Below are 24,142 nucleotides of genomic sequence, written 5' to 3'. Positions count from 1 at the left end.
TCACAGTAGCTCCACTTTCGGCAGCCAGACGCGGATCAGCGAGAACAGCCGGTCGAGGTCGATGGGTTTGGCCAGGTAATCATTGGCGCCCGAGCGCAGGCAGCGATCCTGGTCGTCCTTCATCGCCTTGGCGGTCACCGCGATGATTGGCAGCTTGGCGAAACGCAGGTCCTTGCGGATCTCCTGCATGGCGGTGAAGCCATCCATCTCCGGCATCATGATGTCCATCAGCACCAGGTCGATGTCGGCATCGTGCTGCAGCTTGTCGATCGCCTCCAGGCCATTACGCGCGATTTCCACCAGCGCGCCCTTCTGCTCCAGCGCGCTGGTCAGGGCGAAGACGTTGCGCACGTCATCATCCACCACCAGGATCTTGCGGCCCTCGAAGGCCTTTTCGCGGCTGCGCGCGCTTTTCAGCATCTTCTGCCGCTCAGGCGGCATGTCCGACTCGACCTTGTGCAGGAACAGCGTGACCTCGTCGAGCAAACGTTCCGGCGAGCGCGCCCCCTTGATGATGATCGAGCGCGAGTACTTGAGCAGTGCTGCTTCCTCGTCGCGGGTCAGGTTGCGTCCGGTGTAGACGATCACCGGCGGGAACGAACAGATGTCCTCCTTGGCCATGCGTTCGAGCAGTTCGCTGCCGTCCATGTCCGGCAGCTTGAGGTCGATGATCATGCAGTCGAACACCGTGTCGCGCAGCAACTCAAGCGCCTGCTCGCCGAACTCCACGGCAGTGATCTCGATGTCGACGTCCTCGATCAGCCGCGACATGCTCTCGCGCTGCAGGGCGTCGTCCTCGACCAGCAGGATGCGTTTGACCTTCTGCGCCAGCTTGGCCTCGAGGCGACTGAAGACGTCCTTCAGTTCTTCGCGGGTGGTCGGCTTCATCGCGTAGCCCACCGCGCCCATCTGCAGCGCCGCTTCCTTGCGATCCTCCACCGATACCACATGCACCGGGATATGCCGGGTCGCGGGATTCTCCTTGAGCCGTTCGAGCACGGTCAGGCCAGAGTGATCCGGCAGGCGCATGTCGAGCAGGATGGCGTCCGGCTTGTACTGCACGGCGGTATCGAAGCCATCGTCGGCGTTCTGCGACAGCAGGCAGCTGTACTGCAGCTCATGCGCGAGATCGTGGAGGATGCGCGCGAACTGCGGCTCGTCCTCGATCACCAGCACGCAGCGCTCCTTGAACGGGAACCTGCCGCGATCATCGGGCAGGCGCTCCTGCGGCGCGGCGGCACGATTCAGCAGTTCCGGCTCGTCACGCCGGGCCGGAGCACTGATCGGCGCGAGCGCCGGCTTGCTGACCGGTTCCGGTTGGCTGCTCGGCGCCTGCACCACCGGCGCGGCGACGAGCGCTTCGCTGTAGTTCTGCGGTACGACCAGGGTGAAGGTGCTGCCGGCACCCGGCTGGCTTTGCACCTCGATCTCTCCGCCGAGCAGATTGGCCAGCTCGCGGGAGATCGACAGGCCCAGGCCGGTGCCACCGTAGCGGCGGTTGGTAGTGCCGTCGGCCTGGCGGAACGCCTCGAAGATGGCCGCCTGCTGTTCCTGGGCGATGCCGATGCCGGTGTCACGCACGGCGAAAGCCAGCAGGTCGTCGCCGCGCGGCTCGACACGCAGCGTCACCGAGCCTTTCTCGGTGAACTTGAAGGCGTTGGCCAGCAGGTTCTTGAGGATCTGCTCCAGGCGCTGGCGATCGCTGAACAGGCTGGCCGGCAGGTCGTCCGCCAACTCCACGCTGAACTGCAGGGATTTTTCCATGGCCAGCGGCAGGAACAGGTTCTTCATGCCGTCGACCAGGCGGGTGAGGATGGTCAGCTCCGGATGCACGTCGAGCTTGCCGGCCTCCACCTTGGAGATGTCGAGAATGTCGTTGATCAGGGTGAGCAGGTCGTTGCCTGCCGAGTAGATCGAGCGGGCGAACTGCACCTGATCGTCGCTGAGGTTGCCGTCGGGGTTGTCGGCCAGCAGCTTGGCCAGGATCAGCGAGCTGTTCAGCGGCGTGCGCAGCTCGTGGGACATGTTGGCGAGGAATTCGGACTTGTAGCGGCTGGCGCGCTGCAACTCGTCGGCGCGTTGTTCGAGCATCAGCTGCACCTCGTTCAGCCGCTGATTCTTCTCGTCCATCTGGTCGCGCTGGCGCGCCAGTTCTTCGGTCTGCTCGGCCAGCTGCTCGTTGGTCTGCTCCAGCTCGGCCTGCTGCTCTTCCATGTGTGCCTGGGACTCGCGCAGGGCGTTGGATTGTTCTTCCAGCTCCTCGTTGGCGGCGCGCAGCTCTTCCTGCTGCACTTGCAGCTCCTCATTGAGCTGCTGAGTTTCGGCCAATACCTTCTGCAGGCGCTGGCGATAACGCGCCGCTTCGATCGCCGAACCGATGCTCGGTGCGATGCGGCGCAGCAATTCGCTGTCCTGCTCGCGCAGCGGCCGCAGGAAACCCAGTTCGATCACGCCGTTGAGCATACCGCTGTCTTCCACCGGCACGATGAGCACCGAGCGCGGTGCGGTATTGCCCAGCGCCGAGGTGACCTTGAGATAGTCCGTCGGCAGGTCTTGCAGCGCCATCACCCGGCGTTCCAGCGCCGCCTGGCCTACCAGACCGGAGCCGACCTCGAGCGTGCGCGCGCTCTGCAGATGCTCGGGGTCATAGGCATATTCGGCGGCGCGCTGCAGCTTGCCGTCCTGCACCACGTACAGCGCCCCCACCGCCGCGTCGATGTAGCGCGACAGGAAATTCAGCACGCCCTGGCCGAGTGCCGGCAGGGCCAATTCGCCGATGATCGAATCGCTGAGCTGGGTCTGCCCGGTGCGATACCAGGCCTGCTGTTCCAGTGCCTCGGCATGGGCATGCTGTTTGCCCAGCAACTCTGAATAGGTGGTGGACAAGGAGGTCAAGTCACGGCGACCGAGATAGACCAGCATGCCGCTGAAAATCAGGCTGAACAGCAGGAAGCCACCGATCAGCGCGGTGGTGACCACTTCCGAGACATCGGTACGCTCGACGCGCAGCTGGCGCTCGCGGGCAATGAAGTCGTTGAGCAGGCGGCGCTGGTCCTCCTTCAGCTCAAGGCCGCGCTTGCTCTGCACTTCCTCGGTTATCGACAGCCCCTGGCCGCGTTGTTCGATCAGGTTCTCGGCGAATCTCAGCCATTGCCCGTGCAGCATGACCACGCGCTCGACGCGCTCGAGCTGCTCGGGGTCGCCCGCCGAGTAATTACGCATCAGTTCCAGCTGCTGCTCGAAAAGGGGCAACTCCCGCTCGTAGGGCTCAAGGAAGCGCGCCTCACCGGCTATGAGGTAACCGCGCATCGAGGATTCGATATCGTTGAGCATCTTCTGCGCCTCGTGGGCGTAGCCCACTCCTTGTACCGAGCGCTCTACCCAGTGACTGACGCTCAACAGGTAATAGACGATGGCGCTGAAGAAGAAGGCGCTGAGAAAGCCAAAACCCAGTGGCACTGCCACATTGCGGTTGAGGATCCGTCTGAAGTTGTTCTGATCGATGAAGGACTCGCTCATCTGGTTTCCTTTCCGTATACCCGGGACGAGACGAACGCGGCGCATGGCGCGGATGATCGCCCACGGTCAATCGCGCTCGGTTAGCGGCGTTTTCTTGAGTGTTTCGCGCGTGATTGGTTCCGTAGCGCAGGAAGGCGCGACTCTACACGGGCAGCGGCAGGAGTTCAAAACGGGCCCGGCTTGATCCGGGCCGGGGCGATCAACGGCGGGCGATGATCCAGACTGCGTGGATGATACCGGGGATATAGCCCAGCAGCGTCAGCAGGATGTTCAGCCAGAACGCGCCGGCGAAGCCCACCTGGAGGAACACGCCAAGCGGTGGCAATAGAATCGCAATGAGGATGCGGATGAGGTCCATCATGGTCTCCGTCAGGTCAAGGTGGCCATTGCAGGGCCTATTGAATCGACCTGATCGGCGCCGACGGGTTCCTTGGCAGGCGGACAGATACCCGCTGCCGCAAGGGCAGCGGGCTGGAAACCGAAGGCGACCGGATAAGCCGCCGAGGGCATCGGATGGATGCACTTAGGGGAAAGACATAATCGCGCCTGTGGCAGCGGCGTCGCTACGTCATGCCGCTTTGCCTTATGAGCAAAGCGGCGCGCCAAGGTTATCGCTTAGCCTGCTAACCATCTCAGAAGGACCACTTCCCTGCCATTGGCCATTGGTCGATAGCCGAGCGATTCACTAAGGAACAGCCCGACGCCGAAGGCGGAACTCGCCGCTGCCCGGATGGGTCGTCTAAGCACAACTCGCGTAGCACTACGCGACCTTTACGTGCATCGACCAGAGGGTTTTCCATGCCTGATTCAACCGCGGTGATCTGTGGCGCAACCGCCGGAGTCGGCCGCGCAACTGCCGAGGCCTTTGCCAAAGCCGGCTATCGGGTCGCGCTGATCGCGCGAGGCGAACAGGGCCTGCGCGAAACCCGCGAACAACTCGAAGCGCTGGGCGCGACCGTGCTGGCGATTTCCGCCGATGTCGCCGATGCCAAGGCGCTGGATGCCGCGGCCAGCCGCGTCGAAGCAGAGCTGGGGCCGATCGATGCCTGGGTCAATGCCGCGATGGCCACGGTGTTCGGCCCCTTCGGCGCATTGACCGCCGAGGAAATCCGCCGCGTCACCGAAGTCACCTACCTGGGCAGCGTGCACGGCACCCTGAGCGCCCTGCGCTGCATGCGTCCGCGTAACCGCGGCACCATCGTCCAGGTCGGCTCGGCGTTGGCCTATCGCGCCATACCGCTGCAGTCCGCCTACTGTGGCGCCAAGTTCGCCATTCGCGGCTTCATCGACTCGCTGCGCTGCGAGCTGATCCACGACAACAGCGCCATACGCCTGACCATGGTCCAGCTGCCAGCGCATAACACCCCGCAGTTCGACTGGGCACGCAACAAGGTGGGCTGGCGCGCCCAACCGGTGCCGCCGATCCATACACCGGAGGTCGCTGCCCAGGCGATCCTGCGCGCGGCCCGTGAAGCACCGCGGGAGCTGTGGGTCGGCAGCGCGAGCCTGAAGGCGATCATCGGCACGCTGTTCATGCCCGGCCTGCTCGATCGCATGCTTGCGCGGCAAGCCTGGGACGGGCAGCTGGTGCCCGAACGCATACCGGAAAACCGCCCGGACAACCTGTTCGAACCAGTCGAAGGACTGCACGCAACCGACGGCCATTTCGGTGATCAGGCGCAATCGCGCGCGCTTGCCATCAGCGCGGCGAATGTGGGCAAGCTGGCCCTGGGCGCTGGCGCCATGCTGGCGCTGGGTGTCGGATGGGCATTGGGGCGACGCGGGCGTTGACGCCACTCAGGCGCCGGGCGGCTGCGGTCCGCGCTTGCGGCGGATATTGATCCAGGAGAGCACAGCCAGCGCCAGCATCGCCCCCGCCATGTTGTAGTTGCCGATGACGGCGTAACCCACGGCGGCCACTGAACATGCACAGAAGCCCGTCCAGCGCACGGCACTCATCATCCTCTCGACGGCTTTGCTGCGCGGTGCAGGCATCAGGCAGCTCCATCCTGCCGATGCTTCGGCATGACCATTGACCTCTCAACGGGCGGGGAAACGATCACCATCACGGCTAATTCCTTCTTTCTTCGCGGTTACTGCCAAGCTGCAATTGTGAGGCAGTCACCTCGGCCAGAGTTCAGTGGCGTGCCGTGCGTGGCATACCCGCGCAGCAACCGACGCAGCCGAACCGGTCGTCTACGCTCAGGGGACAGGCAGTACCTCCTGCACTGCCCGAGGAGAATGCCATGCCCCGCCCCATGCGCCTATTGCGCCGGTCGCTGGCCTTGCTGCTGTTACTGGCCGGCCCGTTACTCGCCGCGGCCCCGGTGACATTATTGCGGGTGGATGGCGCCATCGGTCCGGCCAGTGCCGACTACATCCTGCGCGGCCTGCAACACGCCCGCGACGAGGGTGCGCAGCTGGTGGTGCTGGAACTGGACACCCCCGGCGGGCTGGACACCTCCATGCGCGCCATCATCAAGGCGATCCTCGCCAGCCCGATCCCGGTGGCCACCTATGTCACCCCCAGCGGGGCCCGCGCGGCCAGCGCCGGGACCTACATGCTCTATGCCAGCCATGTCGCAGCGATGGCGCCGGGCACCAACCTTGGCGCGGCGACGCCGGTACAGATCGGCGGCGGTATGCCCGGCACTCCACCCGAGCAGCCCAAGGGCGAAAAGGATGAGGACACGCAGAAGCCCACCGATGCCATGAGCCGCAAGCAGATCAACGACGCGGCCGCCTATATCCGCGGCCTCGCCCAGCTGCGCGAGCGCAATGCCGAATGGGCCGAGCAGGCGGTGCGCGAGGCGGTCAGCCTGTCGGCCAGCGAAGCACTGGAACTCAAGGTGATCGACTACCTGGCGCGCGATGTCGCCGACCTGCTGCGCCAGCTCGACGGCAAGACCCTCGCGACCATCGCGGGCGACGTCAGCCTGAACACCGCCGATGCGCAGCTGATCGAGCATGCACCGGACTGGCGGGTACGCCTGCTGGCGGTGATCACCAACCCGAGCGTGGCGCTGATCCTGATGATGATCGGCATCTACGGGCTGATCCTCGAATTTTCCAGCCCGGGCATGGGCGGTGGTGGCGTGCTCGGCGGCATCTGCCTGATCCTCGCGCTGTATGCGCTGCAACTGCTTCCGGTGAACTACGCCGGCGTCGCGCTGATCCTGCTCGGCATCGCCTTCATGGTCGCCGAGGGCTTTCTGCCCAGCTTCGGCGTACTTGGTATCGGCGGGGTCGCGGCCTTCGTCGCCGGCGCGGTGATCCTGATCGACACCGAAGTTCCTGGCTTCGGCATACCGCTCTCGCTGATCGTGCCACTGGCAATCATCAGCGCCCTGCTGGTATTCGCCCTCGTCGCCATGGCGCTCAAGGCAAGGCGCCAGCGACTGGTCAGCGGCGACAGCGCACTGATCGGCAGCCTGGTCCTGGTCGACGCGGTGCCGCCACAGAACCCGCACAGCGGCTGGGTGCACCTGCACGGCGAGAACTGGCAGGTGCGCAGCGCCACCGCGCTGCAGGTCGGCCAGCAGGTACGCGTGATCGCCCGGGACGGCCTGCAACTGGAGGTCGCGCCACCGTCTACAACCAATCGAGAGGAGCTGAACCATGGCTTATGAAATGAGTTTTCTGGTGCTGTTGGTATTGCTGGTGGGGGTGCTCGCCTCGGCGTTTCGCATCCTGCGCGAGTACGAACGCGGCGTGGTGTTCATGCTCGGCCGCTTCTGGAAGGTCAAGGGGCCAGGCCTGATCCTGATCATCCCCGGCGTGCAGCAGATGGTGCGGGTCGATCTGCGCACCCTGGTGCTGGACGTACCGACCCAGGACGTGATCTCCCGCGACAACGTTTCGGTCAAGGTCAATGCGGTGGTGTATTACCGAGTGCTGGACGCGCAGAAGGCGATCATCGAGGTCGAGGACTACCACTCGGCGACCAGCCAGCTGGCACAAACCACCCTGCGCGCGGTACTCGGCAAGCATGAGCTGGACGACATGCTGGCCGAACGCGAGCGGCTCAACACCGATATCCAGCAGGTTCTGGACGCACAGACCGACGCCTGGGGCATCAAGGTGGCCAACGTCGAGATCAAGCACGTCGACCTCGACGAGTCCATGGTCCGCGCCATCGCCCGCCAGGCCGAGGCGGAACGCGAGCGGCGCGCCAAGGTCATTCATGCAGAGGGCGAACTGCAGGCTTCGGAAAAGCTGATGCAGGCCGCCGAGATGCTCGGCCGGCAATCGGGCGCCATGCAGCTGCGCTACATGCAGACATTGAGCAACATCGCCGGCGACAAGAGCTCTACCATCGTCTTCCCGCTGCCCATCGAGCTGCTGCAGGGCATCAAGAACCTCGACAGGAAACCCTGAGTGCACATATTTGCCATGCTTCACCGCCCGCTGCGCCTGCTGCTGATCGCCCTGCTTGCCTCGGCGCTCGGCGCCTGCGCAGCCTTTTCGCCACGCGACCCGCTTAATGTCCAGGTTGCCGGCATCCAGCCGTTGCAAGGCGAAGGCCTGGAGTTGCGCTTCATGGTCCGGCTGCGCCTGCAGAACCCCAACGACGCCGCCATCGACTACAACGGCGTCGCCCTCGACTTGGAGGTGAACGGCCGCCGGCTGGCCAGCGGCGTCAGCGACCAGCGCGGCACGGTGCCACGCTTCGGCGAGAGCGTGCTCAGCGTGCCGGTAACCATTTCCGCCTTCTCCGCCGCGCGCCAGGCGCTGGGGCTGGCCGAGCACATCGGTCTCGATGAAGTGCCCTATGTGTTGCGCGGCAAGCTTGCCGGCGGCCTATTCGGCACCCAGCGCTTCGTCGAGAAAGGCACCTTCGACCTGTCGCCCGTCACAGTTTCTCCCTACCGCCGCCCCTAGTCATACGACCACTAATCATTAGCTCGACCATCACGCTTGGCCCACCCTGCTAAACGCCGGTGCGGTCGAATCATTGATGGTTGCCAGCGCGTTCCGCATCAAAACTATCACGAGCCGCGCGAAACGCCTCGGCGTTCTCTAGCAGCCACATCCACAGCGGCACCATGCGTGCCTGAAACCCCCGCCAAGCGCCGTCAGCTCGGATTCCACCCGCGAAAGCACTTCCCGGTGATCGAAGTGCAGAATCAGCCCGTCGCGCTCCAGATGCCTGAGGCTGCGGGACAGTTGCGTGACACCATCCAGGCGGCGGGCCAACTCGGTATGGCGAAGTTTTCCGCTTACATCCAACACGTGCACGATGCCGAGCGACCGACGGTTACCGGCATGCGTCAGCACCTCACGCTTGAGCTTGCCATCCTCGGCGCTGAGCGCCTCGCACGCAGCCTGCGAATAACGGATCACCTTGTCTTCGGTCATTTCTTCATGCGGTATCACGCCTGTGCCTTCTTCTGAATGCTCATTGAGAGTGACAGGATCAAAACGTCACCGTTAATCCATCGAGGAGATCGCACACATGCAGTTGCCGATGCAGGCGGTGACTCCGTTGAGCATCTGGCGCAGCTATTAAGTGGTTTCGACACGCTGATCAGCTGCCTCGGCTTCGCCGCGGGGCCCGGCATCTAACGCAAACTGACCCAGGCGGCGCTGCAGTCGACAGTGAAGCGCTATATCCCGTGGCAGTTCGGCGTCGACTATGACGCCATCGGCCGAGGAAGCCCGCAGCCGCTGTTCGATGATCAGCTGGACGTGCGTCACATGCTGCGTGCTCAAACCCGCCTTCAATGGCAGATCATCTCCACCGGCATGCTCACCAGCTTCCTGTTCGAGCCGGCCCTCGGCGTGGTCGATCTGGACAACGACATCGTTCGCGCACTCGGCAGCTGGCAAACCGCCGTGACGGTTACGACGCCTGAGGACATCGGCCGCCTGACCGCCCGAATCGTCTGCGAGCCGGTCCAGGGCAATCCGATACTCTTCTGCGCCGGCGATACCATCAGCTACGGCCAGCTGACTGACACCGTCGAGCGCTTGTTGGAGCGCCCCATGCGACGTGAGCAATGGACGGTCCCCATGCGCCGTAACGAGCTGATGGCCGCCCGGACGACCCCATGCGCAAGTACCGGGCGGTGTTCGCCGAAGGCGTGGGAGTCGCCTAGGACAAGTCCCGCACCTACAACGCTGAGCGCGGCATTCCGGCCACGACGGTCGCTCAATGGGTGGAGCAGCACCTGCTGCGATAGCGTTGCGCGAGTGAATGACTGCCGTCAGCACCGGCTGGTGCGGCCCTACCGGGAGGCACGGGACAGCAGAACGGCTAGATCGCTACCAGCACATCCCCCTGCGCCTCGACCAACACATGCTTGGTCACGCTGCCCAGCAGAAGATCTTCAAGCAGAACCTCCCCATGCTTGCCGATCACGATGAGATCGCAGTCGGACTCCTGCTCCTGTTCGATGATGTGCTGGGTCGCATTTCCGCGCACGGCCAAGGCCGTGGTCGACGCGGGTGCAAGCCCGCTATCTCGAATCAATTCCCTGAGCTTGGTATCGGCCTCCAGCTGCGCGGCGGCACGAAAACGAGAAATCTCGGACTCTTTGATGCCTGCATATTGCAGCGTGCTTTCGAACGGCACTTCGAAGGCATGGAACACTACGAACTCAGCCCCGGGGGCCACGGCTTGCGCGAGTCGAAGCGCGCGTAACGAGCACGCCGAAAAGTCGACCGCAACGAGGATTTTTCTGTATCCCTCATGGGGCTGCTGTTTGACAACCAGTAGCGGCTGCACCGCCATGCGCAGCATCCGCTCGGCAGTCGAGCCCAAAAACAAATGACGCATATGGCTCGCTCCGCGCGCACCAAGCACCAGGAGATCGGGGTTCATACGGTCGGCCTGCGCCACGAGAGTTCGTAACAGAGCCCCTTTCGCTGCATGAACGCCAGGCGTCACGTCGCGATGCGTCATAAGTACTTCCGCGAGGCGTTGCAGATTCTCACGGGCGGTATCCAGCAGCCGCTCTTCAACCTCGGCAGAAACACCGCCGCCGAGCTGCTGCAGGCGCTTGAGCAACCCACTGTCGATCACATGCAGAAGATCGAGCGCGGAGCCGGTTTGCTTAGCCACCATGGCCGCCCGCTCCGCTGCATGTCGCGCCGGTGCGGAGAAGTCGGTTAGGGCTAGCAGTCGCGTGATACGAGCCTGGTTCATGTTCAGCTCCCCGAAGGATGGGACGGTGGCTGGCTGCCGCGCACGAATAAGATGCACTAATGCGTCCACTAGCGGCAGCGGCCGTAAGGAGATGTCCGCAGTGTAGATTGGATCAGTCGGCGAACGACAGTAATGCCCTGCGCTGGCGAGAGGCTTGCGTCTCAGCGACCATCAGCGAGTTGATCAGGCATGTGCCGTTAGACACATGTGCCATATTGCGCTTGAGCGACTTTGCTCAAAGGGACGCAGCCACAAATCGAGTGCAGCGCTTTTGCTGACCATGCGGCCTAACTGGAGGCTACCGTTGAGCGAACATCATTTCGGGCAGATTCTCCTTCTGCTCGGTTTGTCGGTTGTAATCATCACGGCCTTCCAGCGGCTGAGAGTGCCGTCCAGCCTGGGCTATCTGCTTGCCGGTGTGATTCTCGGCCCCTACACGATCGGGCCAGTGGTCGATTCTCAATATATCCAAGGCTTCGCCGAGTTCGGGATCGTCTTTCTGTTGTTCACCATTGGTCTGAACTTCGCCCTACCGCAACTTCATACCCTGCGCCATCAGGTTTTGCCCCTGGGGACCGGTCAGGTCATCCTCACCACCGCAGTCGTTGGCTTCGTGGCCTGGTTGGTCGGCCTGCCGGTTGCGGCGGCTTTCGTGGTCGGCGCGGTGTTCGCCCAATCTTCCACGACGATCATCACCAAACAGCTGACCGACCAGGCAGAAGAGAACAGCCGTCACGGTCGACTCGGTACGGCCCTCTCGGTCTTTCAGGATATAACTGCCGTCCCGTTCGTAGTCGTGATTCCCGTACTTGGCATGAGCGTCGGTGCCGAGGCGCTGACCTGGTCGCTTTTCTGGGCCTTGGCTAAGGCCGTACTGGCCTTCCTCATCGTGTTCTTCGTCGGTCGCTGGCTAGCACGCCCGGTGTTCCGAGCCGTCACGGAAAGGCGATCAGCCGAGCTGTTTACCCTGACGGTGCTGTTCGTGTCGCTAACGGCTGCCTGGGTTACCCACAGTCTTGGCCTTTCACTGGCTTTTGGCGCCTTTCTGGCGGGCATGATCCTCGGTGAAACCGAGTTTCGCCATCAGGTCGAGTCCACGGTACGCCCATTTCGGGACGTTCTGCTTGGCCTGTTCTTCGTCGGCATCGGCATGCTGTTCGATCCCTCGGCCATATTGCAGATCTGGCCTTGGGCCTTGGCCAGCGCAGCGGTGCTTCTGCTGAGCAAGACGGTGTTGGTCGCATTGCTGGTGAGCTGGGCGGGAATCGATACGCTCACTGCTTGGCGTACCGGCTTATTGCTGGCCGTGGGTGGTGAATTCGGCCTTGCCCTTCTTGCGCTGGCGCTGGGGGCTCAGCTGATCGATACGCAAGCCGGGCAGATCACACTCACCGCCATCCTCTTCTCGATGATCCTTGCCCCCTTCCTGATTCGTTACAACCAAACCATCGCGAGCCTTCTGGTTAATCGAAAAAACCGCTCGCAGGAGTGCAACGCACCGACCGTGCCGGCAGAAGCAGCAGGCAGTTTTCGCGACCACGTCATCATCTGCGGCTACGGACGTATCGGCCAGAGCGTAGGACGCTTTCTTGAAGAGGAAAACATCCCCTTCGTGGCGCTGGATCTGGACTCGCTGAAGGTCAACGACGCCCACACGGCGGGGGAACCGGTGTTCTATGGCGACGCTTGCGAGCGGGACATTCTGGAAGTCGTTGGCGTGAGCTCGGCGCGCCTGGTGGTGATCAGCCATGAGGATGTGGCCGCTGCGGTGAAAGCCTTGCATCACATCCGCAGCTTGCGCCCGGATCTGCCTGTCATGGTTCGCACACGCGACGAAGCCCATGTCGAGGAGCTATCCGACGCGGGCGCGTCGGTGGTCGTACCGGAAACACTGGAAGCGAGCCTGATGATTGCATCGCAGGCTCTACTTCAGCTGAAAGTGCCACTTTCGCGAGTCGTGCGGCGGATGCAGGAACAGCGTAACCAGCGCTACCAGATGCTCCGCGAGCTTTATCGTGGCGATGCATTGACAGAGGGGCCTGACGAAAAGGACGCCGTCCGGCTCCGACCACTAGCGTTGCCCTCGGACAGCCCGCCGGTGGGGCGCAAGTTGGCCGACTTCACCCTCGAGCGTGTGGTGATAACAGCGCTGGTCCGCGATGGAGAGCGCTTGCTGAGCCCGCCAGCCGAGACGCGATTGCAGCAGGGCGACGTCCTCGTGCTGTTCGGTGCTCCCGAGGACCTGAATCAGGCAGAGCAAACACTGTTCGGCTGAGCTGCAGCGGAGCAACTGCTGCCGCTTCGACGCGCTCCAACCCCAACTGTGTGTCGCGCCGCTACTTCGATCAGCATCGGTGGCACCGGCACAGGGAACTGCCACTGCATTTGGCCATCAATGCCATTTCCGGCGGATGCGACCGGCGCAACGAACAGGGATCTGTATTCTCTCTCGGTCATTCATACACCCTAGCGAGCGACGAGCGCCGGGTGCTCTGCCCTGGAAGTCCCTGCTCGTAGAAGCACACGCACCGGCTGTCTAGCGGCCCCGTTTGCCGAGATACTTGCCCAACCAGGGCCGCTTGTGGCGGCTCCCCGCTTCAAGGACATAGTGCCCCTGCCATGTTAGCCGCGCCCTTTCCCCGCCATATCGCCGTACTGATCCTGGCCACCCTGGCCTGCTCATTCGCCGCCAACCATATCGCCGCGCGGATCGCCTTCGACCACGACACCGGTCTGCTGCTGGCAATGCTCTGCCGCGCCGGGGTAACGCTGCTGGCGTTGCTCGCGCTGGTGTTCTGGCGGCGTGAATCTTTACGGCTGGGCGGCGCCACCTGGCGCTGGCAGATCCTGCTCGGTCTGCTGATCACGGTGCAGAGCTTTTGCATCTATTCGGCGGTGGCGCGCATTCCCGTGGCCCTGGCACTGCTGGTGGTGAACCTGTCGCCGATTCTGCTGGCGCTGCTCACCTGGACGCTCGGGGGCGCGCGGCCGACCCGCCAGGCGCTGGCGATCATGGGACTGATCCTGTTCGGGCTGGTTTTGGTGCTGGACGTTCCTGCACGCCTGCTCAGCAGCGCGGCTCCGGATGGACAATGGACCGCCGGCATCCTGTTCAGCCTGACCGCTGCAGCGGTGTTCGCGGCGGCGCTGTGGGTCACCGAGCACAAGCTGTCGCACATGGCCGGTTCGGTACGCAGCATGCTGACGATGGCGGTGGTCTTCAGCGCGTCCACCCTGCTGGGCGCGGGCGACCTGATACCCGATGGGCTGAGTCTGCCCAGCGCAACCGCTGGCTGGATCGCATTGGGCTGCCTGGTCCTGCTCTACGGCGCGGCCTTCTCGACGCTGTTCATCTGCATGCCGCGCCTGAACATCGCGCGCAACGCGCCGGTGATGAACATGGAGCCGGTGGCCGGTATGGTGCTGGGCTGGCTGATCCTCGGGCAGGTGCTCGGCGCCACACAGGTGTTCGGCGGCCTGATCGTGGTTGGCGGTATCGTCCTGCTGGCGTACCGCCGCTAGGCTCCTTAAGTGCCCTGCGAGACTGTTCGGCAATTCCCGGCGCGGCAGCGGTTGGCCTCGTGATTGGGGTCTTCCTGCATCAGCTTGCGGGTGACGCCGTTGGTCCAGCCGAAGCCGTCCTGCAGCGGATACTCGCCGCCGCCGGCGTGCTCGGTACAGGGCCGCAGCACGTACTTTTCCACCAGTTTGTTCTCGCGCTCGAACAGGTGGCTGACGATGTTCAGCCAGCGTTCTTCGATCTCCAGCGCCAGCGCATCGTGGCGGTAGCGCTGCAGGCCGCGAATGCCGATCCACTGCAGCGGTGCCCAGCCGTTAGGGCGGTCCCACTGTTCGCCACTGCCACCGATTTCCGTCGTCGCCAGGCCACCCGGCGCGAGCAATCGTGCCTGCACGGTCAGGGCGACAGCGGCCGCCTGCTCGGCGCTAGCCATGCCGACGAACAGTGGGGCCAATGTTGCGGCGGTGAGGTTGTCGCGCTGGCGGGCGCGCTGCCAGTCGTAATCGAAATAGGCGCCAGCGCGGGGGTTCCACAGGTACTGATCGATAGCCGCCAGGCGCGCCTCGGCACGGCGGGCGAAGGCTTCGGCGCAGGCGTGCTGGTTCTTCACTGCAGACAGTTCGGCGATCTGCCGCTCCAGCTTGTAGAGCAGCGCGTTGAGGTCGATCGGCAGGATGCTGGTGGTGCGGATGGTCGCCAGCCGGTGGGCGTCATCCAGCCAGCGCGAGCTGAAGTCCCAGCCCGATTCGGCGCCGGCGCGCAGATCGCGATAGACCTCATGCCGCGGCCGGCAACTGGCGCGCGCGGTTTCGACATCTTCGCGATACGACTCCTCGCGCGGCGTGTCACGCTCGTCCCAGTAGCGGTTGAGCACCACGCCATCGGCCAGGCAGACGCAGCGTCGATGCGCCTCGCCGGGTCGCAGCGCTTCGGCGCCCTCCATCCAGAAGGCATATTCCTTGTGCAGCTGCGGCAGGTAATCGCTGGCGCGGTGGACGCCGGTTTCCTCGAACAGCTCGGTCATCAGGGCGAACACCGGCGGCTGCGAACGGCCCAGGTAATAGGTGCGGTTGCCGTTGGGCACGTGGCCATAGGTGTCGATCAGGTAGGCGAAGTTGTCCGCCATCGAGCGCAGCAGGTCGCAATGTCCGCTCTCGTCCAGGCCGAGCATGGTGAAGTAGGAATCCCAGTAGTACAGCTCGGTGAAGCGCCCGCCCGGCACCACGTAATCGTGCGGCAGCGGCAACAGCGAGGAATGCTCGGGATGGTCCTGCGGATGACGGGTAAGGATCGGCCAGAGCCGGTCGATGTGCTCCGCCAGGCTGTCGTCGGGGTCGGCGACGAACTCCTTGACCGGCATTTCATACAGGCTGAAATGCTCGCGAACGAACGCGGCGAGGTCGAAGCCCGGCTCGTCGCAACGCCCTCGATAGTCCGCCAGGATGGCTTCGGGATGCTGCAGAGGCGCGCAGTCGACGAAGGTTTTGCTGTCGGGAAAGATGCGTTGCATCTGCACGGCGACGAACAGTTCCTGATAGCGCTCGGCGGGGGTGAGCGTATCGGCCAGCGAGATGGCGCTGACATCGTAGGCGAACGGCTGGCACGGCGGGATATCGGTCATTGTTCGCTGTAATTCCATAGCAGGCCGCCGTCGACCACCAGGGTCGTCCCGGTGATGTACTCGGCATCTGGCGAAGCCAGAAAGGCGACGACGCCGGCGACATCGTGCGGGCGGCCGAGACGGCCGGCGGGAATGTTCTGCAACAGGCTGGCAAGCTTTTCCGGCTGGTTCATCAGCTCGCGATTGATCGGCGTTTCCACCGCGCCCGGCGCCACGTTGTTCACCGTGATGCCCAGCGGCGCCAGCTCGATGGCGATATTGCGCATCAGCATCTTCAGCCCGCCCTTGCTCGCGCAGTAGGCGGTGAAGTTGGGGTGCGGCAGCTCTTCGTGCACCGAGCTGTTGTTGATGATGCGCCCGCCACGGCCCTGCTCGCGCAGATGACTGGCAAATGCCTGGGCGAGAAAGAACGGCCCACGCAGGTTGACGTTCAGCACCTGATCGTAATCATCCGCCTGCGCGTCGAGGAATGCGGCGTGCCGCTGCACACCGGCGTTGTTGACCAGGATATCCAGCCGCCCCATCTGTTCGATGCCTTCGCGCACCAACCGCTGGCACTGCTCGACGTCACCGACATCGGCGGCGATGAAGCACACCCGCCGGCCCAGGGCGCGTACCTGTTCGAGGCTCTCGCGGGCCTGCTCGTCGTCCTGGCGGCCGTTGATGACGATATCGGCGCCCTCCTCGGCCAGGCGCACGGCGATGCCGCGGCCGATGCCCTGGGTGCTGCCGGTGACCAGAGCCACCTGATTCTGCAAGCGCATTGCGACCCTCCGCACGCCCTGACGGGCGCGATGCCGTTTCGATCAGTATGCAGATCAGACGGAACGAGGCGACACGCGTTCCCCTCTTTAGCCCGGCGCACGCAGCCGGTCGCACCGAGCATCTACGTTAGCTGACTAACCTTTCTCTCCTGTGGGCAAAGGCGCAAAATGGCCGGCTCTCCGCTGCTCGTCGAAGGACGTCATGGCTACCGCCAATCTGCGCAAGGGTTATCTGCTGGGGCTGGCCACCTTCAGCATCTGGGGCATGTTCCCGCTCTACTTCAAGGCACTCGAACAATACGGCGCGCTCGAGATCGTCACCCAGCGGGTGATCTGGTCGGCCGTGTTTGGCTCGCTGGTGCTGCTGGTCTGGCGCCATCCAGGCTGGTGGCGCGAACTGCTGGCACACCCGCGTCGCCTCGGCGTGCTCGGCATCTCCAGCGTGCTGATCGCCGCCAACTGGCTGATCTACGTCTGGGCGGTGAACCACGATCGGATGGTCGAGGCGAGCCTGGGCTACTACATCAATCCGCTGGTCAACGTGCTGCTCGGCATGCTCGTGCTGCGCGAGCGGCTGCGCCCGCTGCAGTGGCTGGCGGTGGCGATGGCCACTGTCGGCGTCAGCCTGCAGCTGCTGATGCTCGGTGAATTCCCATGGATTTCCATCGTGCTGGCGCTGAGCTTCGGCAGCTACGGCCTGCTGCGCAAGCTGGCGCCGGTCGCCGCGTTACCCGGGCTGGTGGTGGAGACCTGGATGTTGTTGCCGGTAGCGCTGGTCTGGCTGTTCTGGTTCAGCAGCGGCACCAGCACCGAACCGGCATTCTGGACCAGCAGCGATGCGCTCTGGCTGATGGCCGCCGGGCCGGTGACGCTGATTCCACTGCTCGGCTTCAACGCCGCCGCGCGCCACCTGCCGTATTCGACCCTGGGCTTCCTGCAGTACCTGACGCCGACGCTGCTGCTGATCCTCGCCGTACAGCTGTTCGGCGAACCCTTTCCGGTCGACCGTCAGCTGGCCTTCTTCTGCATCTGGGCGGGGCTTGCGGTGTACAGCCTGGACGCCTGGCGCATCATGCGTAAAAGCGCCGGCTGAACATGCCGCCAGCCGACTAGGATTTCTCGGCAGGTTGCAGCTTGAGTTCGACCATCAGGTCATCGGCCAGCGCTTCCAGCCGCTGTTGCAGGACTTCCAGCGACAGCTCGCTCGGCACGGCCAGGCGCACCTCGGCGCGGAACAGCAGCTCGCTGCTCATCGGCGCCGGCAGCACCTCGGTATCCAGGCTTTCCAGGTTGACGCCGTGCGTGGCCAGCAGATGGGTAATGTCGCGCACAATGCCCGGACGATCATTGCCGACCAGCTCCAGCTGGATTTCCTGCCAGCTCTCTACCGGCTCCGTGCCGCTGTGCGCCAGCAGGACGCGAATGCCCTGCGCCTCCAGCCCTTGTAGCGCAGCGGTAAGCTCGGCATGGGCCTGCTGCGGCACGGCCACCCGCAGAATGCCGGCGAACTGCCCGGCCATGCGCGACATGCGGCTCTCCAGCCAGTTGCCGCCATGATCGGCGATGCACTTGGCCAGACGTTCGACCAGACCCGGCTGATCTTCGGCAATGACGGTAAGAACGAGGTGATCCATGGACTGCTCCTGTGCTGGGGAATCGCTCACGCGGTAGCGACGGCCCATTAGGTATAGCAGGCAGCTGCCTCGGTGGCAGCCTGCAGCGCAGCCCCCGTCGTCGCAGGGGGCTCTTTCGGCGGACTGATTTTCGCCGGCGCTTCATGTAGTATCCGGCGACTCGGACTACAAGAAACGAACTGTCCGTCGAATTAGAAGAACCAAGTGAGGCGAGTAATGACTGAGCGCGTTCAAGTCGGTGGCCTGCAGGTCGCCAAAGTCCTGTACGACTTCGTGAACAACGAAGCGATTCCCGGTACCGGCGTCGATGCCGCCGCCTTCTGGGCCGGCGCCGACAGCGTCATCCACGACCTGGCGCCGAAGAACCGCGCGCTGCTGGCCAAGCGTGACGAACTGCAGGCGCAGATTGACGCCTGGCACCAGGCTCGCGCCGGTCAGGCCCACGATGCCGTGGCGTACAAAGCCTTCCTGCAAGAAATCGGCTACCTGCTGCCGGAAGCCGAAGACTTCCAGGCCACCACTGAGAACGTCGACGAAGAAATCGCCCGCATGGCCGGCCCGCAGCTGGTGGTGCCGATCATGAACGCGCGCTTCGCCCTGAACGCCGCCAACGCCCGCTGGGGCTCGCTGTACGACGCCCTCTACGGCACCGATGCCATCTCCGAAGCGGACGGCGCCAGCAAGGGCCCGGGCTACAACGAAATCCGCGGCAACAAGGTCATCGCCTACGCGCGCAACTTCCTCAATGAAGCCGCACCGCTGGAAACCGGCTCCCACGTCGATTCCACCGGCTACCGCATCGAAGGCGGCAAGCTGGTCGTTTCGCTCAAGGACGGCAGCACCACCGGCCTGAAGAACCCGGCCCAGCTGCAGGGCTTCCAGGGCGAAGCCAGCGCACCGATCGCCGTGCTGCTGAAGAACAACGGCATTCACTTCGAGATCCAGATCGACCCGGCCAGCCCGATCGGCCAGACCGACGCGGCCGGCGTGAAAGACATCCTGATGGAATCGGCGCTGACCACCATCATGGACTGCGAAGACTCCATCGCCGCCGTCGACGCCGACGACAAGACCATCGTCTATCGCAACTGGCTCGGCCTGATGAAGGGCGACCTGGTCGAAGAGCTGGAGAAAGGCGGCAAGCGCATCACCCGCGCCATGAACCCGGACCGCGTCTACAGCAAGGCCGACGGTAACGGCGAGCTGACCCTGCATGGCCGCTCCCTGCTGTTCATCCGTAACGTCGGTCACCTGATGACCAACGATGCCATCCTCGACAAGGAAGGCAACGAGGTGCCGGAAGGCATCATGGACGGCCTGTTCACCAGCCTGATCGCGGTGCACAACCTCAACGGCAACACCAGCCGCAAGAACACTCGCACCGGCTCGATGTACATCGTCAAGCCGAAGATGCACGGCCCGGAAGAAGTGGCCTTCGCCACCGAGCTGTTCGGTCGCGTCGAGGACGTCCTCGGTCTGCCGCGCAACACCCTGAAGGTCGGCATCATGGACGAGGAGCGTCGTACCACGATCAACCTCAAGGCCTGCATCAAGGAAGCGCGCGAGCGCGTGGTGTTCATCAACACCGGCTTCCTCGACCGCACCGGTGACGAAATCCACACCTCCATGGAAGCCGGCCCGATGGTGCGCAAGGCGGCCATGAAGGCCGAGAAGTGGATCAGCGCCTACGAGAACAACAACGTAGACGTGGGTCTGGCCTGCGGCCTGCAGGGCAAGGCGCAAATCGGCAAGGGCATGTGGGCCATGCCTGACCTGATGGCGGCGATGCTCGAGCAGAAGGTCGGCCACCCCATGGCCGGCGCCAACACCGCCTGGGTGCCGTCGCCGACCGCCGCCACCCTGCACGCCATGCACTACCACAAGATCGACGTGCAGGCGCGTCAGGTCGAACTGGCCAAGCGCGAGAAGGCGTCCATCGACGACATCCTCACCATCCCGCTGGCGCAAGACACCAACTGGAGCGAGGAAGAGAAGCGCAACGAGCTGGACAACAACTCGCAGGGCATCCTCGGCTACATGGTTCGCTGGGTCGAACAGGGCGTCGGCTGCTCCAAGGTGCCGGACATCAACGACATCGCGCTGATGGAAGACCGCGCCACCCTGCGTATCTCCAGCCAGCACGTGGCCAACTGGATGCGCCATGGCGTGGTGACCAAGGATCAGGTCGTCGAAAGCCTCAAGCGCATGGCGCCGGTGGTCGACCGCCAGAACCAGGGTGATCCGCTGTACCGCCCGATGGCGCCGGACTTCGACAACAGTGTGGCCTTCCAGGCTGCCCTGGAGCTGGTCCTCGAAGGCACCAAGCAGCCCAACGGCTACACCGAGCCAGTACTGCACCGCCGCCGTCGCGAGTTCAAGGCCAAGAACGGCCTGTAATCCGCGTCAGCGCTGCACAGGAACCGCCCTTCGGGGCGGTTTTTTATGCCTGCACCGTTGCAACAGCCCGCAACACGAGGCTGACCCCGATCAGCTCGCACACCCCTCGAGCTGACTAGACTTACGTCCAATTGGGTCCAACCGGCCCGCAGCCCACCATTAACAAAAAATGGAAGCCAACCATGAGCACACCCGACGCCTTTTCCCAGGCTGGGAAGACGGCCGTACTGCAAAACATCCATGGCACCATGGAGTTTCTGCGCAAGTACGCCCCGTTCAACCAGATGGAACCGGCTCACCTGGCCTACCTGGTGGAAAACTGTGAGCTGCGCTTCTATGCCGAAGGCGATTGCATCATTTCACCGGACGACGGCGTGGTGCAGCACTTCTATATCGTCAAGCAGGGCCGTGTTCATGGTCAGCGCCCGCATACTGCCAAGCGCGGCACCGACACCACCTTCGAAGTGATCGTTGGCGAGTGCTTTCCCATGGCAGCGCTCATGGGAGAACGGGCAACGCGCACCGCTCATCTGGCCGCCGAAGACACCTTCTGCTTCCTGCTCGGCAAGCCCGCCTTCGTCCAGCTGGTTTCCCAGTCCTCGGTGTTTCGTGACTTCGCCATGCGCGGCGTCAGCAGCCTGCTCGACTTGGTCAACCAACAGGCGCAGATGCGCGCCGTGGAGAGCCTGGGCGAGCAGTATTCACTCGAGACCAGCATCGGTGAGCTGGCGCTTCACCATCCGGTGTCCTGCCTGCCCTCCAAGCCACTCAACGAAGCGGTAGCGATGATGCAGGAGGAAAACGTCGGCAGCATCGTCATCGTCGATGAAGCATTGCATCCGCAAGGCATATTCACCCTGCGCGATCTGCGCCGGGTGATCGGTACCGGCACCAGCGACCTTAGCCAGCCGATCGCGCAGTTCATGACCCACGATCCGTTCTATCTGCCGCCGGACGCCACCGCCTTCGATGCGGCGATCGCCATGACCGAGCGACATATTGCCCATGTCTGCGTGGTTGAAGATGGCCTGCTGCGGGGCGTGATTTCCGAACGCGACCTGTTCTCCCTGCAGCGCGTGGATCTGGTGCACCTGGCGCAGACCATTCGTCATGCCGATCGCGTCGATGCCCTGGTCGTCATCCGCAGCCGCATCAGGCAGCTGGTCGACAACATGCTCGCCCATGGCGCCTCGTCGACTCAGATCACCCGCATCGTCACGCTGCTCAACGACCATACCGTGTGTCGGGTAATCGAGCTGGCCATCCAGCACATCGGCGATCCGGGTGTGCCGTTCACCTGGCTGTGTTTCGGCAGCGAAGGCCGTCAGGAACAGACGCTGTACACCGACCAGGACAATGGCATTCTCTTCGAGGCCGCCGATGCAGCCGAAGCTGCACATATCCGCGGTCGCCTGCTACCGCTGGCCGAACGCATAAACCGTGACCTCGACGCCTGCGGCTTCACGCTGTGCAAAGGCAACATCATGGCCAGCAACCCCCAGCTGTGTCTTTCGCGCCAAGAGTGGAGCCGGCGCTTCAGCTCATTCGTCCGCGAAGCAACGCCGGAAAATCTGCTCGGCAGCACCATTTATTTCGACCTGCGCAGCGTCTGGGGGCCGGCCGAAGGCTGTGAGCAATTACGCCGCGATCTGCTCGAGGAGATCGGCGAAAACCGCCTGTTCCAGCGCATGATGGCCGAAAATGCCTTGCGCCATCGCCCGCCGGTCGGCCGTTTCCGTGACTTCGTTGTGGCTCGCAAGGGCGAGGGCAAGGACACGCTGGACCTCAAGGTTCAGGGCCTGACCCCCTTCGTCGATGGTGCCCGACTGCTGGCACTGAGCAACGATATCGGCACCTGCAACACCCTTGAACGCTTGCGCAAGTTGATGGAGAAGGGCGTCATCGAGAAGAAGGATGGTGCGGCCTACGAAGAGGCCTACCACTTTATCCAGCAGACTCGCATGCAGCATCACCAACAGCAGGCACGCGATGGACTGCCCTATTCCAACCGCCTGGATCCAGATACCCTCAACGTGCTGGACCGCCGAATCCTGCGCGAGTCCTTCCGCCAGGCCCAGCGGCTACAGGCCAGTCTCGCGGTGCGCTATCAACTATGAGTATGTTCTGGTTCAACCCACGCGGCCCGAAGCTGCCTGCCGAGCAGCAACAACGCATTGACGAGCTGCTGCCCCCACTGGCGCCGCAGAGTATCCCGCTGCGCCAACAGCGCCTGGTGGTGCTGGATCTGGAAACCACCGGCTTGCATCTCAAGCGCGACCTGGTCATCGCCATCGGCGCGGTCGTCATCGAAGACGGCGCTATCGATTACTCCCAGCAGTTCGAATGCACGCTGTGTCGTCAGGTCAAGGTCACCGAAAGCGTGCTGATCCACGGGATCGCCCCAAGCGAACTGGCTAACGGACTGCCGCCCGCCGAAGCGCTACTGAGCTTCATGGAGTTTGCTGCTGGCAGCGTGATCCTGGCCTTTCATGCTCCATTCGACCAGCGCATGCTGGGTCGCGCGCTGAAGAGGGAGCTTGGCTACTCGATGGACCACACCTTCCTCGATGTAGCCGATCTGGCGCCCATGCTCTTCCCCGAGGCCATGATTCATCGCGGCGGCCTGGATCACTGGCTCGACTATTTCAATATCCACATCCCACAGCGCCACAATGCATCCGCCGACGCCATGGCGACCGCAGAGATCGCCCTGATTCTGCTCAACCGTGCGCAACGCATAGGCCTGACCAGCCTCGACGAACTGGCTCAACGACTGAGATGCTGGCAACGCGCGCGCAAGGCTGCGTTCAACTCGATCTGATCGGGAATTGATGCAGTAGCGCTGCGCCAGTGGAATGTCAGCAGGCAGCTGGGGAGGGGCCATCGATTATGGTCGCGTGCGGTCAATGCCACTTAGCTGACCACGGCTCCATTGCGGAACCGCCCAGACTGTTTCGTCACGGCGCGCATCAGATGATGCTGATGCGCGGAGTCCGCACGCTGTAAGCAACCCCTCGTTACCGACGGGCCTCACAAATAGCCTGATACAACGGTGAATCAGCTTCCAGCTCGGTCAGCGTCTCGATCTTCGCCTCGCCGGCTTCGTTCAGCCTGAACATCGCCTTTTCCGCGCAAATCAACTGATAGCTGGCGCTCTTTACGGTCGATGTCAGGTGTTGCTTCTCGAAACGATACAGCACGAAACGACCGAGACGCCCCTGGCTGGTGTCCTGCACCTGGGCGTTTGCGCCATCGAGCACCGTATAGGCCAATGGCATCGGATAGATCATCGTCCACGGGCGCCAGAGCATTTCGCCCTCTTCACTCATGACCACCACCGATCCCGCTGGCAGGCGCGCTTGCTTGGTTTCGAACCAGGTGTACTCGTAGTGGATGGTGTAACTCAGCATCCCCAGACCGGCACATACGGGAATGATCCATTTCGGCAACCGCTTCCGCGTCAGTGAGCGCAGCAGCAGCCCGATACCGGCTCCCGCTACACCTGCGACGATTGCCGCAATTAGATGCCAGAACATATAC

At 63.5% G+C, this 24,142-nt stretch carries 19 protein-coding genes and 1 pseudogene; 11 read left to right on the top strand and 9 right to left on the bottom strand.

The features are described from left to right. On the bottom strand, window positions 1-3,519 hold the full coding sequence (locus tag UIB01_RS01800; RefSeq protein ID WP_038656310.1) for a response regulator: 3,519 nt from the start codon (window positions 3,517-3,519) through the stop codon (window positions 1-3). Window positions 3,520-3,718: 199 nt separating this feature from the next. Next, the gene (locus UIB01_RS22605; RefSeq protein WP_038656308.1) at window positions 3,719-3,877 is read right to left on the bottom strand and encodes a YqaE/Pmp3 family membrane protein; all 159 of its coding nucleotides are present in this window, start codon (window positions 3,875-3,877) and stop codon (window positions 3,719-3,721) included. A gap of 440 nt (window positions 3,878-4,317) precedes the next feature. On the opposite strand from UIB01_RS22605, the gene UIB01_RS01790 reads away from it, so the two are divergent. Further along, window positions 4,318-5,310 carry an SDR family oxidoreductase gene (locus UIB01_RS01790; RefSeq protein ID WP_038656306.1) on the top strand — a complete coding sequence of 331 codons (993 nt, stop codon included), beginning with the start codon at window positions 4,318-4,320 and terminating at the stop codon, window positions 5,308-5,310. Window positions 5,311-5,316: 6 nt separating this feature from the next. Here the strand turns inward: UIB01_RS01790 and UIB01_RS01785 are convergent, their stop codons facing one another. Continuing rightward, window positions 5,317-5,514, bottom strand: coding sequence for a hypothetical protein (locus tag UIB01_RS01785; RefSeq protein ID WP_038656304.1), 198 nt, complete (start codon window positions 5,512-5,514; stop codon window positions 5,317-5,319). A 251-nt stretch (window positions 5,515-5,765) separates the two neighbouring features. On the opposite strand from UIB01_RS01785, the gene UIB01_RS01780 reads away from it, so the two are divergent. Genes UIB01_RS01780 through UIB01_RS01770 form a run of 3 tightly spaced genes read left to right on the top strand, consistent with a single transcriptional unit; the run spans window position 5,766 to window position 8,400 of the window. Next, window positions 5,766-7,148, top strand: a complete 1,383-nt coding sequence (locus UIB01_RS01780) for an NfeD family protein (protein ID WP_038656302.1) — start codon at window positions 5,766-5,768, stop codon at window positions 7,146-7,148. Next, complete coding sequence (locus UIB01_RS01775) at window positions 7,138-7,896, top strand: slipin family protein (protein WP_015275390.1); 759 nt, start codon at window positions 7,138-7,140, stop codon at window positions 7,894-7,896. The genes UIB01_RS01780 and UIB01_RS01775 overlap by 11 nt, the downstream gene beginning before the upstream one ends. Continuing rightward, window positions 7,897-8,400: an LEA/WHy family protein gene (locus tag UIB01_RS01770; protein ID WP_038656300.1), complete on the top strand. Its 504-nt coding sequence runs from the start codon at window positions 7,897-7,899 to the stop codon at window positions 8,398-8,400. A gap of 70 nt (window positions 8,401-8,470) precedes the next feature. Here UIB01_RS01770 and UIB01_RS01765 read toward each other — a convergent pair. Then, window positions 8,471-8,877: pseudogene (locus UIB01_RS01765) on the bottom strand (winged helix-turn-helix transcriptional regulator). A gap of 240 nt (window positions 8,878-9,117) precedes the next feature. Between UIB01_RS01765 and UIB01_RS23040 the strand changes: the two are divergent. Further along, entirely contained in the window at window positions 9,118-9,885 is a 768-nt protein-coding gene (locus tag UIB01_RS23040; RefSeq protein WP_439900401.1) for a Rossmann-fold NAD(P)-binding domain-containing protein, read from the top strand. Here the strand turns inward: UIB01_RS23040 and UIB01_RS01755 are convergent. Further along, the gene (locus UIB01_RS01755; protein ID WP_038656296.1) at window positions 9,776-10,666 is read right to left on the bottom strand and encodes a universal stress protein; all 891 of its coding nucleotides are present in this window, start codon (window positions 10,664-10,666) and stop codon (window positions 9,776-9,778) included. The two genes, UIB01_RS23040 and UIB01_RS01755, sit on opposite strands and share 110 nt — an antisense overlap. Before the next feature lie 154 nt (window positions 10,667-10,820). Here UIB01_RS01755 and UIB01_RS01750 point away from each other — a divergent pair, with 154 nt between their 5' ends. Both UIB01_RS01750 and UIB01_RS01745 read left to right on the top strand, forming a co-directional pair. Next, window positions 10,821-12,941, top strand: coding sequence for a monovalent cation:proton antiporter family protein (locus tag UIB01_RS01750; protein ID WP_230585279.1), 2,121 nt, complete (start codon window positions 10,821-10,823; stop codon window positions 12,939-12,941). 344 nt (window positions 12,942-13,285) lie between these two features. Next, window positions 13,286-14,188, top strand: coding sequence for an EamA family transporter (locus tag UIB01_RS01745; RefSeq protein WP_038656292.1), 903 nt, complete (start codon window positions 13,286-13,288; stop codon window positions 14,186-14,188). Between the two features lie 5 nt (window positions 14,189-14,193). Here UIB01_RS01745 and treF read toward each other — a convergent pair whose 3' ends face one another. Both treF and UIB01_RS01735 read right to left on the bottom strand, forming a co-directional pair. Beyond that, the gene (treF, locus tag UIB01_RS01740) at window positions 14,194-15,807 is read right to left on the bottom strand and encodes an alpha,alpha-trehalase TreF (protein WP_038656290.1); all 1,614 of its coding nucleotides are present in this window, start codon (window positions 15,805-15,807) and stop codon (window positions 14,194-14,196) included. Beyond that, window positions 15,804-16,571, bottom strand: coding sequence for an SDR family oxidoreductase (locus UIB01_RS01735; RefSeq protein ID WP_038656288.1), 768 nt, complete (start codon window positions 16,569-16,571; stop codon window positions 15,804-15,806). The genes treF and UIB01_RS01735 overlap by 4 nt, the downstream gene beginning before the upstream one ends. A gap of 202 nt (window positions 16,572-16,773) precedes the next feature. Between UIB01_RS01735 and rarD the strand changes: the two genes are divergently transcribed. Then, window positions 16,774-17,664: an EamA family transporter RarD gene (gene rarD, locus UIB01_RS01730; protein WP_015275360.1), complete on the top strand. Its 891-nt coding sequence runs from the start codon at window positions 16,774-16,776 to the stop codon at window positions 17,662-17,664. Window positions 17,665-17,680: 16 nt separating this feature from the next. Here rarD and UIB01_RS01725 read toward each other — a convergent pair whose 3' ends face one another. Next, window positions 17,681-18,205 (bottom strand): glycine cleavage system transcriptional repressor, encoded by a 525-nt coding sequence (locus UIB01_RS01725; protein ID WP_038656285.1) that lies wholly within the window; start codon window positions 18,203-18,205, stop codon window positions 17,681-17,683. A gap of 216 nt (window positions 18,206-18,421) precedes the next feature. On the opposite strand from UIB01_RS01725, the gene UIB01_RS01720 reads away from it, so the two are divergent. The 3 genes from UIB01_RS01720 to UIB01_RS01710 all read left to right on the top strand — a co-directional run bounded on the left by UIB01_RS01720 (window position 18,422) and on the right by UIB01_RS01710 (window position 23,423). Next, a complete protein-coding gene (locus UIB01_RS01720; RefSeq protein WP_038656283.1) occupies window positions 18,422-20,602 on the top strand; it encodes a malate synthase G in 2,181 nt (726 codons plus the stop codon). A gap of 182 nt (window positions 20,603-20,784) precedes the next feature. After that, window positions 20,785-22,719, top strand: coding sequence for a putative nucleotidyltransferase substrate binding domain-containing protein (locus tag UIB01_RS01715; RefSeq protein WP_038656281.1), 1,935 nt, complete (start codon window positions 20,785-20,787; stop codon window positions 22,717-22,719). After that, window positions 22,716-23,423 (top strand): 3'-5' exonuclease, encoded by a 708-nt coding sequence (locus UIB01_RS01710; RefSeq protein ID WP_038656279.1) that lies wholly within the window; start codon window positions 22,716-22,718, stop codon window positions 23,421-23,423. Before UIB01_RS01715 ends, UIB01_RS01710 begins: the two co-directional genes overlap by 4 nt. A 196-nt stretch (window positions 23,424-23,619) precedes the next feature. Here the strand turns inward: UIB01_RS01710 and UIB01_RS01705 are convergent, their stop codons facing one another. Further along, window positions 23,620-24,138 (bottom strand): hypothetical protein, encoded by a 519-nt coding sequence (locus UIB01_RS01705; protein WP_038656277.1) that lies wholly within the window; start codon window positions 24,136-24,138, stop codon window positions 23,620-23,622. Window positions 24,139-24,142: the final 4 nt, after the last annotated feature.

This window comes from Stutzerimonas decontaminans (genome assembly GCF_000661915.1).
GTDB lineage: Bacteria > Pseudomonadota > Gammaproteobacteria > Pseudomonadales > Pseudomonadaceae > Stutzerimonas > Stutzerimonas decontaminans.
The sequence above is the reverse complement of the archived record's forward strand: the minus strand, read 5'-3'. Positions and strand labels throughout refer to the sequence as shown.